Raw genomic sequence first — 14026 nt, 5'->3', positions numbered from 1 at the left:
GGTAAAACAACCTCCCATATAGCCCCCAATTACATATTAAAGCACGTCAAAAGCTATATACTACTACATCAACCCGAATACCATAAAAACAATTCTATATGTTCCTTTTTCTATTTTTACTTTTTTCGGTTCTTGGATAGGTGCTTTATCAGATTTCGTTTTACATCCTACTCTATTCTTACAGGATTGAATTAGGTTCCTACTGTTTTTAGGTTTAAATATTTTTGTTTTTTCTTTTTGAACAGTATCTAGTTTAGAGTGTTCAGTTTTATAAATTACTTTGGTTGGCTTAATACTTTTGTCTTTTTCTGTTGCTTCTTTATGTTCTACTTCATTTGAAGGATCTGCAATAGAGGTAAAAATAAATAAAAAAAATAAGGCTCCAGCAATAATAAAATTCTTTAAAGATTTTCCGTTCATTTTAAAGAAAGAGATAATCCCCTTAATAATAAAGAATAGGATTCCTATAAGACATAAAAATTCAATAAAAGTGTACAATAGTCAGCCTCCCTATATTTTTCCACATAATAACTATTCGTTATAGAGGACTAAATTCCCTTTTTAAAGTTAATTGGAGTGTTACTAAAGTATAGGGAAATTCCATCTGATGAAATAGTGGGTGCTATTTTCCTATATATAGCCAATTCTTTTTTTAGTGCTTTAGTTGTTATTGTAAGGGAGTTAAAAAATGGAGGGGGATATACAATGCAGAACCTATATGGCATCCATTATATGATCTTATCTTCAAGACATTCGTACAGTTCGTCCACTCTAACATTTAATAGGAAGATTTCTATTAAAATAAAAGAAAATTTTACTTATCACATGTCCACTTAAATGAAAAAGTTCCCCCAAATTGTATCTTTTAATTTAGAATACATTTTTACATAAACCTAGGGGACACTAAAGGTAATAATAAATGTTTATGTGCCAGCATTTCAAAATTATATACTTTCAAATGCTAATTAATTGATATAGTCTCTAACAACTATATCTTTTTTATTTTGAAGTCGAAACAGACATTAAGGTTAAAAGAATTAGAATTTACCAAAACTATACAATTCCAACGTAATAATAAAAAAAATCAAAGCTATAATTAAATTCATTCAATAAAATAAGAATAATATCATTGACTAAATAATAGATTGAATTTATATTTAATTTTAAATATTCAAACAACTAGGGGTGTTTAGATGGGAAATGCATTAGTGTTTCAGTCAGATTTTGGATTACTAGATGGAGCAGTTAGCGCTATGTATGGTGTTTCTTGTAGTGTAAATCAAGATATAAAGATTTACGACTTGACCCATGATATACCTCAATACAATATATGGGAAGCTTCTTACCGACTTGTACAAACAATGAATTACTGGCCAGTTGGAACAGTATTTGTTTCAGTTGTAGACCCAGGTGTAGGCTCGGATCGTAGAAGTATAGTGGCTCGCACAAATACGAATCACTTCATTATAACACCTGATAACGGAACATTAACACATGTTGGCAAAATATATGGAATCAACCAATTAAGAGTCATTGACGAAGAAATTAATAGACTACCAAATTCAAGTGAATCCTATACTTTTCATGGGAGAGATATTTTTGCTTTTACAGGTGCAAGATTAGCTTCTGGAATAATCGATTTCGAAAATATTGGTCCAGAAGTAGATTCAGATTCATACATAAAATTACCAATTAAAGAATGTCAGAGTGAAAACAATTCGATAACAGGAACAATTGATATACTTGATGTTCGCTATGGTAGTATTTGGACGAATATTGGTCGATCAGATTTTCTCAAACAAGGCGTTTCTCATGGGGACTTTGCCGAAGTACTAATTACACACCAAGGAAGAAAAGTATACAAAGAAGCCGTAAAATATGGAAAATCATTTGCTGATGTAGCCATTGGAGAACCAATCTTATATGCAAACAGTCTAGATCAAATGGCAGTTGCTGTAAATCAAGGATCGTTTACTGATGAATACGGAATTGATACAGGTATAGAATGGGAAATAACACTTAAAAGTAAGTAGGGAAATATCTTTCCTTATTCCAAAATTTCAGTAATTTTTCAATATAATTTTAACTCGGAAGTTTACTTATTTTTAAGTAGGCTTCCTTTTTTTTAGTGGATTTTAATCGGGAAGTTAGAAATTTCGAATTAAAAATAATAAAACTAAGTCAGTTGCTTCACAAAATATTCATTTTTGACTCTATTAAATTCCTTATATTTAGGGGATTTGTAATGTTAAAAGTAAAAAATTAGTGAACACTTTCACAAATTATTCACAGACAATTCTATTTTCCTTTACTATAATTGGCTGTAACTTCTAGATAGATGTTTAGTCCTTTTTTGAAAGCATCTTTATATGAAGAATTTTTTGTAAGGGGTTTTGATTGAATGAAAGTTTCTAAGATTGTAGCAATTGGAGTAGTAAGTTTTTCAACACTTGTAGGAGCGGCAAATACATCATTTGCAGCTGTTACGTCTCAAGCAAATTCAAAAGCAGTTATTAATTTTACAGAAGGTTCTGGTCCAGTAACACCTGTAGATCCAACTGATCCATCAACTCCGTTAGAGCCAATTGGTCCTACTGATCCAACAGATCCTCCTACTGGTGAGACAGGTGCTTTAACTTTAGACTTTGTTTCTTCAGTTCAATTTGGTTCGAATGAAGTTTCAACTAGTGATAAGGTTTATTCTTCTACATCTAAAAAGCCTTTTATCCAAGTTTCTGACCGCCGAGGTACTGGTGCAGGGTGGAAAGTGACAGCGAAAGCTAGTAAGTTTACAGACGGTAAAAAAGAATCACTACCCGGAGCGGTTCTTACTTTTAAAAATGGTTCAGTTGTAACACCAGGTAGTGGAACTGGCCCAACGCCTGCTCAAACGATTACTCTAAATACAGATGGATTAACTGAATCTTCAGTTGTTACTGCTGAAACTGGTACGGGACTTGGTACTTGGTTAACAAGATGGTTAGGTCCAAATCCTGATGTAAATGATGGTGCAATAAATAATAATGTTACATTAAAAATTCCTGGTGGTTCAGCAACAGTAGGTAATCATGAAGCAATTGTTACTTGGACACTAGTAGATGCTCCAGGTGTATAATTGAATTTACATAAAAAAGCTTAATCAATATTTATTCGCCTGATAGGAAATTTCTGTTAGGCTTTTTATATTTTTCTAATTAAAAATTCTGTATAATTTAAACTGTCGTTAAGGACATCTTAGAAACTAAAGGTGGAGATTTTATTGGAATCGTATTCTAAATTAGCAAGTAGATCAAGTAGGTTATTAGCAATATTGGTTGATGGATTTATAAGTTTTCTTTTTATTTTTGTCATATCGATTATTACTGGAATGACAAAGTTTTCAACATTTTTTAATCCTAATAGAGTAGACGAATTTGATATTGGATCCTCTCTACTATCTATTATTAGTGTCATTATATTTTTTATTTTGATCCCTACATTTGTTTGGAAAGGGCAAACAATAGGAAAGCGTTGGTTAAATATTGCAATCGTTAAGAACGATGATCAAGAAGTAAATTTAAAGACGATGTTTATAAGAGAAATTTTTTTCCTTTTTGGATACATAAAAATACCATATTTATCATTAGTTGTAGGTTTTGTTGCATTTGTTGATCCGTTTTTCATTTTTTCTTCTGAACGAAGAACTCTACATGATTTAATTGCAAAAACAAAAGTAATTGATGTTTAAAATAAAAAGAAAGCTCATGGAGCTTTCTTTTTATTTTAAAATTTTCATTTGGCTTATATGAGCACGTGTTTCTTCAGTACCTAATTCATAAATCATCGCATAGGCTTGTTTTAAAAAATAGTCATATCCATCATTGTTTTCTTGGCTCCAATTTGTGATTGGAATGATGAAAGCAGTTTGAATACCTGCTGCTTCATCATAGCTGTCAATCTGATGGAAAATTCTTTCGAGTCTATGTTTTTCATCGATCGTAGCATCGATTTCTAGCTCATAAGGTGCGTCCCCTTGGTTTGGAACAATTGTTTTTGCTTGAACGGATACATAATATCTCCTTTTTTCCATATAGATCTCCCTTTTACGTATTTTTGGTTATCCTTTTTATTATCCTCACCGACCAGTGCTTTATTCAAAATTAATAATAAGCTTGAGTGGAATATAAAAAGGAATTTCATAAATAATATTGAAATATAAATTTGATATTAAGATAATTTATGTATAGATGAGGGGGGAATTTATGAAAGGACTATATCGAGACTTTTTTCTTCATTTCGATATTATTGTAATGGGAGTACTTTTTTTAGTTGGAATTATTTATAGTGTAGGATTACATTTATCATGGCTTACTGTCTTAATTTTCATTATAGGATTAATCTTTTTTATGTTTAGTGAGTATATAACTCATCGGTTCATTTTTCATTTAAAAGCACCAAAACATAAACTATTACTTAAATTTATGAAAAGAATTCATTATGATCATCATACGTATCCAGATGATTTGAAATTATTATTTTTACCGATATGGTATAGCATTCCGAATTTAGGCTCACTTTGTATCATATATTTTTTGATATCGAAAGATCTAATTCAAGCGATCGCATTTGGTTCTGGTTTAGTTTTTATGTTACTAGTGTACGAATGGAAGCATTATGTAGCTCATAGGCCAATTAAACCATTAACGAAAGTAGGGCGACAGATTAAGAAGCTACATATCCTGCATCATTTTAAAAATGAAAACTTTTGGTATGGCGTATCGACACCTATCTTTGATGGAATTTTTGGTACATTGAAGGATGAGAAGGAAGTAGTTACAAGTAATACTGCGAAAGCCTTAGAAGAAAGAATGTAAAATGCAAGTAAAAGAGATATTTTATGAGGAATAATGATTTACTTATTATCTTTTTTAATTGGTGGGTGCTGCGGTATTATTACCGGTTGTACGTTTTATATTATTAAAATGGTCAAAGAAAATGCCTAGTGTTTACGCTAGGTATTTTTGTCGGTTTAAAGCTCTTTTTTTTATGAAAGAAGTCCATTTTATAAACTTTTTCTAATAAATTAATATTTTATTAAAATTGAAAAAAGGGTAAATATTTGATTGTTGTGCTTACTATACTGAGAATGAGGGGGGATGATTGTGTCATTGGATCGAACTCATTTAGAAAATGTTTTTAGACAGATAAGAAGAGAGAAATTCGAATGGCTAAACTAAATTACAAAAAAATTATGCTTTTAGGATTTGGATTTTTTGCAATCAGTCTTACTTGGTCAGTCTATAATGCTTTTATGCCAAAGCTTTTAAGCGATTATTTAAAGTCATCTGCTTTAATCGGATTTATTATGACGTTTGATAATTATTTTGCATTATTTTTACAACCTGCCGTTGGAATGTATAGTGATCGTTTAGATACACGATTTGGAAGAAGAATGCCATTTTTAATAGTCGGTATGCCACTTGCAGCATTATTTACCTTTTTAATTCCAGTGCATAAAACACTTTTTATGTTGATCTTTTTTATTGTGTTTATGAATTTAAGTATGAGTATTTTCCGTTCTCCAGTAATAGCACTTATGCCCGATTTAACAAGAGTTGAACAAAGAAGCAAGGCGAACAGTGTCATTAATTTTATGGGTGGAATTGGTGCTTTAATTGCATTCTTTATTGGTTCAATATTGTGGGATTTAAATAAAGGATTTCCTTTTTACTTGGCTGGATTTTTAATGTTATTTAGCTTTCTAATTCTTTTTTTCTTTATTAGAGAAAAAAGAGATGTTCTAAATTATGAGCAGGCTGAAGAAAAGGTAAAGTTAAGAGAAGGTTTTCGTTCAGCTATTGAGAATAATAGTGCATTATTTCTATTATTAGCAATTCTGAGTTGGTTCACGGGATTTAATGGAATTGAAACCTTTTTTACACGTTATGGGGAAGTTTATTTAGGAGTAAAAGTTAGTGCAGCAGCGTTTTCATTTGCTTTCATATCACTAGCATTTTTAATTTTTGCCATTCCTGCCGGGTTTATTGGAACAAAAATTGGTAAGAAACGCAGCATATTAATTGGTATATTTGGAATTATCATAGGATTTATTATTTTATTTTTCTTAAAAGATTTATTTTTCATTCGATTAGTCTTTTTGATTATGGGATGTTTATGGGCATTAGTAAATATTAATTCTTATCCTTTCTTAGCCGAGATGGCACCGATTGGTTTTATTGGAACATATACAGGTTTATATTATTTATTTTCATCGATTGCCAATATTATATCACCACCATTATTAGGTGCAATTATGGATTTAATTGGATTCAAGTTTATGTTCTTGTATGGTTGCTTCTTTATTACAATTTCATTTTTCATGATGCTTAAAGTAAAAGATAATCATAAAACAGTCGAAAAAAATTCAAATGCATCTATATAAAATTGATGCTTTGAATTTTTTTGGCTGAGTTTTTAAATTTAAAGCTTAGGTTTCACATAATTAAAATTAAAAAACAAATAATAATAAATGCTGATATTTCAGTGTCTATTAAAAGAGAAATTTTGAAATAAACATAAGTTAGGAGCACTACAAAATGACAACTAATATCAATAAATTGATTGATCATACAGTTTTAAAACCTGAAACAACTAAATCTCAAATTGAAAAATTATGTCAAGAAGCAAAAGAACATAATTTTGCATCAGTTTGTGTGAATCCAACTTGGGTGAGTCATTGTGCAAGTTTGTTAAAAGGCTCTGAAGTATTAGTTTGTACTGTAATTGGATTTCCTTTAGGTGCGAATACAAAAGAAACGAAAGCGTTTGAAACGAAGAATGCCATTGAAAATGGTGCAGGGGAAGTCGATATGGTAATCAATATCGGAGCTTTAAAGGATAAGGAATATGACACTGTTGAACAAGATATAGCAGCGGTTGTTAATGCAGCAAAAGGTAAAGCATTAGTAAAAGTAATTATTGAAACAAGTCTTTTAACGAATGAAGAAAAAGAAATGGCTTCAAAGCTTTCTGTAAAGGCTGGAGCAGATTTCGTTAAAACATCTACAGGATTTTCAACTGGTGGTGCAACTGTTGAGGATGTAGCACTAATGAGAAAAACAGTTGGACCTGATATTGGAGTTAAAGCTTCTGGCGGAGTACGTGATATAGCAAGTGTAAATGAAATGGTTAAAGCCGGAGCAACTCGAATTGGTACAAGTAATGGAATCACGATTGTCCAAGGAAACGTAGCAACAGAAGGCTATTGATTCCTTTTAAAAGCAAAGGCTGTTAAGTTTCAAACTTGACATTTACCTGTTGACCTATCAATAGTTTATGTATTATAATCGTAAAAGACATGTGGAAAAGTGTTCTTTTTTGCAGTGTTTTATTGATTGGTAGCTTGGAGGGAGGGAAAAGTAAGATGTCTAAAACAGTCGTTCGTAAAAACGAATCTTTAGAAGATGCTCTTCGTCGTTTTAAACGTTCAGTTTCTAAAACTGGTACGCTACAAGAAGCAAGAAAACGCGAATTTTATGAAAAGCCAAGTGTAAAACGTAAGAAAAAATCAGAGGCAGCGAGAAAACGTAAATTCTAAGAGAGGGTGTTACTATGAGTCTTCTCGAACGTTTGAATTCAGATATGAAACAAGCGATGAAGGAAAAAAACAAAGACAAGTTAGCAGTTATTCGAATGGTGAAAGCGTCATTACAAAATGAAGTAATTAGCTTAGGGAATAATGTGACATTGTCAGCTGATCAAGAGTTAACAATTTTAACTCGTGAAGTGAAACAACGTAAAGACTCCCTCCTGGAATTCGAAAAAGCTGGTCGTCAAGACCTTGTGGATAAATTAAAGCAAGAGTTACTGATTCTAAAAGAATACTTGCCTCAACAATTATCTGAAGAGGAACTTCTTGAAATTGTACGTGTTACAATTTCAGAAGTCGGTGCTACATCAAAAGCTGACATGGGGAAAGTAATGAGTGCAGTTATGCCTAAAGTAAAAGGACAAGCTGATGGCTCTTCTGTGAATAAAGCTGTAGCAAGTCTGTTAAAATAAACGTCTATTTATAGACGTTTATTTTTTTTGTTTTTTTAGTTACTGCAATTAAAAGCTTCGGAAGTGCAAATAAAATTTCCAAAACTGCAATTAAAAGCTTCGGAAGAGCAAATAAAATTTCCTAAACTGCAAATAAATTTCTTGAAACTGCAAATAAAAAAATCAAAACTGCAATTAACTCCTTCAAAATGTTGCTTCAGTCCAATAAATCACATAAAACTGCTTAAATTTTCACGAAAACAGTACGGTTCACAAAAAAAATCTAAATTCTCTTAAAACCGTTAACTATTCTTATCCACAATCCTACAACTGCACCATATTCAGTCATGTGCAAACTTATTTAGCTCCTCATATCCAGTTTGGTTGTTTTAATATCTGCATAATTCCAGTCTAGAGAAAACTCCAATCAAAAGAGTCAATGGAAAAAAATTATTAATATTTTAGTCAATATTTATCTAATTGTGTGATTTATGTCACATAAAGAAATGATGTTATTCGGTATGATGAATTCAGATAAACAATTCATATGATTAACACCTACTGGTAAAGGAGAGATGAATAATGACACCGTTCGGGGACTTACACAATGATCTTGGGGGGATAGCATTTGCTTTAGGTTGGTTAATAATTGTCGTACCATTCGCATTTACATTAATCTATGTTACGAGAGAGATGGCAATAGGTGACGAAGAACGATTACAAGATGAGATCAAACAAGGGGTTCATGACTATGCTAGATCAAATAAAAAACAGTTCATAACAGAAACAACTGATTCACCACAAATGGATACAACTATGGCTAAAAGGCCGTTACCACTTAAGTTGGTAGGTTTGGTAGTGAGTGTACTCATCACTTATGTTACAGTCAAAGGGATATATGGTGATGGGAATATTGATATAACTTCAATTGGTCTTGTAGTCATGTGGAGTCTGTTCTTTCTCACACAAGGGGTTCTATGGTGGGTTGCTACTTCCCAAGGTAAACAAGATGTTTATCAAGATGTTTCACTCCAAAGAAGAATGTAAAAATGTAAAAAAATTTAAACCGAGAATAGGTATTAGTTCTCGGTTTTTTTCTTTGTCATAAAACTATAAGAGGGCTCTTGGGAAAGACATTCGACTCCTAAATATTGATTGATTTTCCGCACTACACAGACGCTAGTTCCTATAAAACCCAACTTCATCCCCATAAATTAAATCAATAAACACACTTTTTGAAATCTAAATATTCATCTTAAATTTCCTTTACCATTTTCTTTTTATATCATACCTTCACAAAATTCATCATAAATATGATATGAAAGGGGGAGGAGTCTATCTTGAAAAGATTAGCCCATAATTTAAAAACCTGGATGTCAAGTAAGATGGACTTACCACCAGATGTACTATTGGAATTGCCACGTATTACAATGTTAGGTCAACTACATATTTATATTGAAAACCATAGAGGGTTACTTGTGTATTCGGATAATGAATTGCGTTTGTTAATGAAGCAGGGGCAGTTGTTGATTAAGGGAAAAGATTTTGTTTTGAAGACGATGTTGCCTGAGGAGATTTTGTTGGAAGGCGAAATTGAGCATGTGTATTTTATTAATGAATAGCATCTAGAACTTACACCATGATCAGTCTAATGAACATGGGGGATTTAGGATGAAAAACCAATGGACTTCAAATCTTACGGGGATGGTTCAAGTAAAAGTAATTGGGCTTGGACCAGAACGTTTTTTAAATGATTGTATGCGAAAGGGGATTCCACTTCGTGATGTAAAGAAAAGTGGAACAAATTCGATTACGTTTACAATTGAGTTGAAAGATTATAAACGAATCAAGAATATTCCTCGGAAAAAAGAGTATAAGGTTTATTTTATTGGCAGGAAGGGGCTGCCTTTTGAAGTTAGACGAGCATGGAAGTATTTTGGATTTGTTGTAGGGGTAGTTGGTTTTTTAGTTGTATTATTTTTACTTTCAAATATGGTTTGGCGAATTGATATAAAGGGTGCTTCACCTGAAGTGGAATATAAACTTCGGAAAGATTTAACTGCGATGGGTGTTAAGACAGGCGCATCTCAATTTACTTTACCTAGAATGCAAACAATCCAGAAAAAGCTACAAGATGATAATCCAACATTAACCTGGATCGGTGTACAATTAAATGGGACTACCTTTCATTTTGAAGTAGTAGAAAAGCATATTCCTAAGCCTGAGAAGGCGTTAAGTCCACGTCATATTATTGCAAGAGAAGAAGCTGTTATTTCAAGTATGTTTGTTGAAAAAGGGAAACCTCTTGTAGTAAAGAATGACTTTGTGAAAAAAGGTCAAATATTAGTATCTGGAATAATCGGAACGGAAGAACATCCTATTTTAGTCCCAGCAGTTGGCAAAATCATGGGGGAAGTTTGGAGAGAGGAAATTATTAGTGTTCCTTTAGATACTCCGTTTACGGTTCTTACAGGAGAGAGAAAAACTAGTTATTATATTGGAACTAAGGAAAATCAAATAAAATTTTGGGGTTTTGATAAGAATAAATATAAGTCTTTTGAAGATGAAAGTAGTTCGTATCAATTTAAATTTTTAAAATGGAAATTACCGATCTTTTTTAGTAAAAAAACAACTCTAGAAAGTGAAAAATATGTAAGAACATACTCTAAAGTGCAGGCTGCTCAACTTGGAAAACAAATTGGTAAGAAGGAATTAATGAAAAAGTTAAGTCCAGATGCCAAGATTTTACAAGAAAAAGTTTTGCACGAGTCAATAGACAATGGTAAAGTTAATTTAAGAATGTATTATAAAGTTTTAGAAGATATCACAAAAACGAAAACTATTGTTCAAGGGGACTGAGTAATGCCAGAACAACTACTAACGATTAATCAACAACTAGAGGATCCAAACGAAGCAATTGCCTTATTTGGTACAAACGATAAGCATCTAGAAATAATTGAAAATTTGCTTGATGTTAAGATTGTGTCACGTGGTCAATCTGTACAAGTTTCAGGTACGAATGAAGATGTGAAAACTGTTGAGCAAATCATTCAAGCTCTTTTAGAGGTTATTCGAAATGGAGTGAGTATTACATCGAGGGATGTTACGTACTCAATTCAGATGGCTAAAGAAGGAAGGCTGTCATCATTTGCTAGATTGTATGACGAAGAAATTATTAAGAATTCAAAAGGAAAACCAATTCGAGTTAAGACTTTTGGACAAAGACATTATCTTCGTGCAATTCAATCAAATGATTTAGTATTTGGGATTGGACCTGCTGGTACAGGTAAAACATATCTTGCAGTTGTCATGGCTGTTCAAGCATTAAAAAATAATAAAGTAAGTAAAATTATTTTAACAAGACCTGCTGTGGAAGCTGGAGAAAGTTTAGGATTTTTACCAGGAGATTTAAAGGAAAAGGTTGACCCATATTTAAGACCATTATACGATGCCCTACATGATGTTTTAGGACAAGAGCATACTGTACGTTTAATTGAAAGAGGAACGATTGAAATTGCACCTTTAGCATACATGAGGGGACGTACTTTAGAAGATGCCTTTGTCATTTTGGATGAAGCTCAAAATACGACGATGGCTCAAATGAAGATGTTTTTGACCCGTTTAGGATTTGGCTCTAAAATGGTTATAACAGGTGACCCTTCACAAATTGATTTACCTAAAGGAGTAAAGTCTGGTTTACTATCAGCTCAAAATACACTTAAAGGTGTTGAGGGTATTGGTATGACAATCTTAGAACAAACTGACGTAGTTCGTCACCCACTAGTACAAAAGATTATTCAAGCTTATGATTTAGCAAAAGAATGATTCGTAGTGACCCTACATTGATAGGGTCATTTCGTATTTTTATGATGAGGTGCATTTCTAGAAAGGGGAAACAATGAATAGTTTGCAAGCTTTAATTCAGCGTTTTAAGAATCAAACTCTTGTCATATTACTATGTACTATTGCATTCAGCTTATTAAGTTTTCTTCTTTTAGTTAGTCATGTTAGACCAGTAAAATACGACATTCAGCTATTATCAATTGCTGATGATAATATTTATTCACCTATCACGATTGAGGACAAAGGAGCTACGGCTAAAAAACGACTTGAGGCTGAATCAAGAGTTGAGGATGTATATAAGTACGAGGAAAGTTATACACAAAAACGTATTGACATAGTAAATTCAATTTTTGATATTGTAACAGAAGTGAAAAATAAAAATGCCAATAGTGATAATCCTACAGGACAAGCATTAATTGATAAAGAAACAAGTGATGTTAAGAAAAAACTGCCTGAAGATATTCGTAAAAGCTTAGAAGATAGTGTATATACTGCATTAATAAAATCGTCTGAAGAACAGCTAAATATTTCTAAAGCTTCGTTAAATACTGCGATTAATAATGTGATGTCTGAGGAAATTACAGCGAATCAAATCGAAGAATCTCGTGGAAAGTTAAGAACTGAATTATCATATGTAAGCATTAATCCTTCACTAAAAGATGCGATGATCGCTATAGGCGATTTTGCTATTGTTCCAAACTACTTTTATGATGTCGAAGCGACAAAAGAAAGAAGACGTCTAGAAAGTGAAAGTGTAGATAGTGTCTATATTTTACAAGGACAAGTCTTAGTTAAAGCCGGAGAGACAATTACAAAGGAAAAATATGATCAGTTAAAATTAGTTGGTTTAATAAAAAACAAACAGTCGATTCAACCGTATATTGGATTAATTTTATTAATTGGAGTATTGGCGTACTTCGTATTGAAGCAAACGGCAAGTTTAAAAGAAAAAGGGAATATATACATCGTTACATACTATAGCATTGTAATTTTTACAATCTTAATTTTGAAAATTGTAAGCTTGTTTCAAAAAGTTGAGTTTTCTGGCCTTGTATATGTAGCTCCAGTTGCGATTGGGACTTTATTGATAAAGTTTTTATTAGGTAATCGATATTTAATGGTATCGTCGATTATTTTCTCTATTTGCGGTAGTTTAATGTTTAATGAAGATGTAAATGGCGCAATTAATTACTCGACTGGAATCTATATTTTATTTAGTTCAATCACTGTTTTATTTTTAAATGAGGTTAAAAATAAGCGTTCAATGATTCTACATGCGGGATTTTTAATTTCGCTTGTTAATATAGCAACCCTGTTTTCTTTAATCTTAATTCGGAATGGTCAATATTCATCAGTAGAAATTGGGATTTATTTATTAATGGGACTTACTTCTGGAGTTTTATCAAGTGTTATTACGATGGGGATTTTACCTTTTGTAGAGGATTCGTTTGGAATGGTGTCCTCATTTAAACTTGTTGAGTTAGGTAGTCCAAATCATCCTTTATTAAGAAAAATATTATTAGAGGCTCCGGGTACATACCATCACAGTATAATGGTTGCAAATTTAGCTGAAGGTGCTTGTGAAGCAATCGGTGCAAATGGTTTGTTAGCTAGAGTAGGAGCTTATTATCATGATATTGGTAAAACGAATAATCCAGGATTCTTTATAGAAAATCAAATGGGTGGTCATAATCCTCATGATCGAATTAAACCAATTCAAAGTAAAGATATCATTTTAAGACATGTAAGTGATGGGGTAAAAATACTAAAAAAATATAATTTGCCAAAAGATATTATTGATATTGCAGCGGAGCATCATGGTACAACTTTATTAAAGTATTTTTATTATAAGGAAAAAGAGACGAATCCTGATGTTAAAGAAATTGATTTTAGATATCCAGGTCCAAAAGCTCATTCAAAGGAATCTGCTATTGTAGGAATTGCTGATAGTGTTGAAGCAGCAGTTCGTTCGTTAAAGGAGCCTGATATGGAAAAAATCGAGGTATTAGTTTCTTCCATTATGCATGATCGTTTGAATGATGGTCAGTTTGCAATGTGTGAATTAAATTTAAAAGAATTACATATTGTTGAGAAATCATTGTGTGAGACTTTAAAAGGAACTTTCCATTCGAGAATACAGTATCCAGATGAAAGATAAGGTGAG

The 14026-nt window shown here is 32.0% G+C and carries 15 protein-coding genes; 13 read left to right on the top strand and 2 right to left on the bottom strand.

The window, feature by feature from the left end:
* Positions 1-63: 63 nt before the first annotated feature.
* Complete coding sequence (locus V5E38_RS13695) at positions 64-498, bottom strand: hypothetical protein (protein ID WP_499210403.1); 435 nt, start codon at positions 496-498, stop codon at positions 64-66.
* 695 nt (positions 499-1193) lie between these two features.
* Here V5E38_RS13695 and V5E38_RS13690 point away from each other — a divergent pair.
* From V5E38_RS13690 to V5E38_RS13680, 3 genes are all read left to right on the top strand, one after another.
* Positions 1194-2033, top strand: a complete 840-nt coding sequence (locus V5E38_RS13690; protein WP_499210402.1) for an SAM hydrolase/SAM-dependent halogenase family protein — start codon at positions 1194-1196, stop codon at positions 2031-2033.
* Positions 2034-2401: 368 nt separating this feature from the next.
* Positions 2402-3115 (top strand): WxL domain-containing protein, encoded by a 714-nt coding sequence (locus V5E38_RS13685; RefSeq protein ID WP_499210401.1) that lies wholly within the window; start codon positions 2402-2404, stop codon positions 3113-3115.
* 144 nt (positions 3116-3259) lie between these two features.
* Positions 3260-3727 (top strand): RDD family protein, encoded by a 468-nt coding sequence (locus tag V5E38_RS13680; RefSeq protein ID WP_499210400.1) that lies wholly within the window; start codon positions 3260-3262, stop codon positions 3725-3727.
* Between the two features lie 30 nt (positions 3728-3757).
* On the opposite strand, the gene V5E38_RS13675 is transcribed toward V5E38_RS13680, so the two are convergent.
* Positions 3758-4069 carry a hypothetical protein gene (locus tag V5E38_RS13675; RefSeq protein WP_025568175.1) on the bottom strand — a complete coding sequence of 104 codons (312 nt, stop codon included), beginning with the start codon at positions 4067-4069 and terminating at the stop codon, positions 3758-3760.
* A 172-nt stretch (positions 4070-4241) separates the two neighbouring features.
* Here V5E38_RS13675 and V5E38_RS13670 point away from each other — a divergent pair, with 172 nt between their 5' ends.
* From V5E38_RS13670 to V5E38_RS13625, 10 genes are all read left to right on the top strand, one after another.
* A complete protein-coding gene (locus V5E38_RS13670) occupies positions 4242-4853 on the top strand; it encodes a sterol desaturase family protein (RefSeq protein WP_499210399.1) in 612 nt (203 codons plus the stop codon).
* Positions 4854-5203: 350 nt separating this feature from the next.
* The gene (locus tag V5E38_RS13665) at positions 5204-6421 is read left to right on the top strand and encodes an MFS transporter (protein ID WP_499210398.1); all 1218 of its coding nucleotides are present in this window, start codon (positions 5204-5206) and stop codon (positions 6419-6421) included.
* A gap of 154 nt (positions 6422-6575) precedes the next feature.
* Positions 6576-7247, top strand: coding sequence for a 2-deoxyribose-5-phosphate aldolase (gene deoC / locus V5E38_RS13660; RefSeq protein WP_499210397.1), 672 nt, complete (start codon positions 6576-6578; stop codon positions 7245-7247).
* A gap of 155 nt (positions 7248-7402) precedes the next feature.
* Positions 7403-7576: a 30S ribosomal protein S21 gene (gene rpsU, locus V5E38_RS13655; RefSeq protein ID WP_003152957.1), complete on the top strand. Its 174-nt coding sequence runs from the start codon at positions 7403-7405 to the stop codon at positions 7574-7576.
* Between the two features lie 14 nt (positions 7577-7590).
* Entirely contained in the window at positions 7591-8040 is a 450-nt protein-coding gene (locus V5E38_RS13650; RefSeq protein WP_069034181.1) for a GatB/YqeY domain-containing protein, read from the top strand.
* Between the two features lie 561 nt (positions 8041-8601).
* A complete protein-coding gene (locus V5E38_RS13645) occupies positions 8602-9066 on the top strand; it encodes a hypothetical protein (protein WP_499210396.1) in 465 nt (154 codons plus the stop codon).
* A gap of 326 nt (positions 9067-9392) precedes the next feature.
* Complete coding sequence (yqfC, locus tag V5E38_RS13640; RefSeq protein WP_088011443.1) at positions 9393-9641, top strand: sporulation protein YqfC; 249 nt, start codon at positions 9393-9395, stop codon at positions 9639-9641.
* 49 nt (positions 9642-9690) lie between these two features.
* Positions 9691-10878, top strand: coding sequence for a sporulation protein YqfD (gene yqfD / locus V5E38_RS13635; RefSeq protein ID WP_499210395.1), 1188 nt, complete (start codon positions 9691-9693; stop codon positions 10876-10878).
* A 3-nt stretch (positions 10879-10881) separates the two neighbouring features.
* A complete protein-coding gene (locus V5E38_RS13630; protein ID WP_499210394.1) occupies positions 10882-11844 on the top strand; it encodes a PhoH family protein in 963 nt (320 codons plus the stop codon).
* Positions 11845-11917: 73 nt separating this feature from the next.
* Positions 11918-14020 carry an HD family phosphohydrolase gene (locus tag V5E38_RS13625; RefSeq protein WP_499210393.1) on the top strand — a complete coding sequence of 701 codons (2103 nt, stop codon included), beginning with the start codon at positions 11918-11920 and terminating at the stop codon, positions 14018-14020.
* The last annotated feature ends 6 nt before the right edge of the window (positions 14021-14026 follow it).

Origin of the sequence: Rossellomorea sp. GAMAL-10_SWC, from assembly GCF_049568075.1 — a bacterium.
Classification (GTDB): Bacteria; Bacillota; Bacilli; order Bacillales; family Bacillaceae_G; genus Gottfriedia.
Note: the sequence above shows the minus strand (reverse complement) of the source record. Positions and strands in the feature narration are given on the sequence as shown.

Bases quoted from the DNA above. Each gene is read 5' to 3' on its own strand.
- V5E38_RS13690 (WP_499210402.1), top strand. From the start codon at position 1,194: ATGGGAAATGCATTAGTGTTTCAGTCAGATTTTGGATTACTAGATGGA.
- V5E38_RS13665 (WP_499210398.1), top strand. From the start codon at position 5,204: ATGGCTAAACTAAATTACAAAAAAATTATGCTTTTAGGATTTGGATTT.
- V5E38_RS13675 (WP_025568175.1), bottom strand. From the start codon at position 4,069: ATGGAAAAAAGGAGATATTATGTATCCGTTCAAGCAAAAACAATTGTT.
- V5E38_RS13625 (WP_499210393.1), top strand. From the start codon at position 11,918: ATGAATAGTTTGCAAGCTTTAATTCAGCGTTTTAAGAATCAAACTCTT.
- V5E38_RS13650 (WP_069034181.1), top strand. From the start codon at position 7,591: ATGAGTCTTCTCGAACGTTTGAATTCAGATATGAAACAAGCGATGAAG.
- V5E38_RS13685 (WP_499210401.1), top strand. From the start codon at position 2,402: ATGAAAGTTTCTAAGATTGTAGCAATTGGAGTAGTAAGTTTTTCAACA.
- V5E38_RS13670 (WP_499210399.1), top strand. From the start codon at position 4,242: ATGAAAGGACTATATCGAGACTTTTTTCTTCATTTCGATATTATTGTA.
- yqfC (WP_088011443.1), top strand. From the start codon at position 9,393: ATGTCAAGTAAGATGGACTTACCACCAGATGTACTATTGGAATTGCCA.
- V5E38_RS13630 (WP_499210394.1), top strand. From the start codon at position 10,882: ATGCCAGAACAACTACTAACGATTAATCAACAACTAGAGGATCCAAAC.
- V5E38_RS13645 (WP_499210396.1), top strand. From the start codon at position 8,602: ATGACACCGTTCGGGGACTTACACAATGATCTTGGGGGGATAGCATTT.
- deoC (WP_499210397.1), top strand. From the start codon at position 6,576: ATGACAACTAATATCAATAAATTGATTGATCATACAGTTTTAAAACCT.
- yqfD (WP_499210395.1), top strand. From the start codon at position 9,691: ATGAAAAACCAATGGACTTCAAATCTTACGGGGATGGTTCAAGTAAAA.
- rpsU (WP_003152957.1), top strand. From the start codon at position 7,403: ATGTCTAAAACAGTCGTTCGTAAAAACGAATCTTTAGAAGATGCTCTT.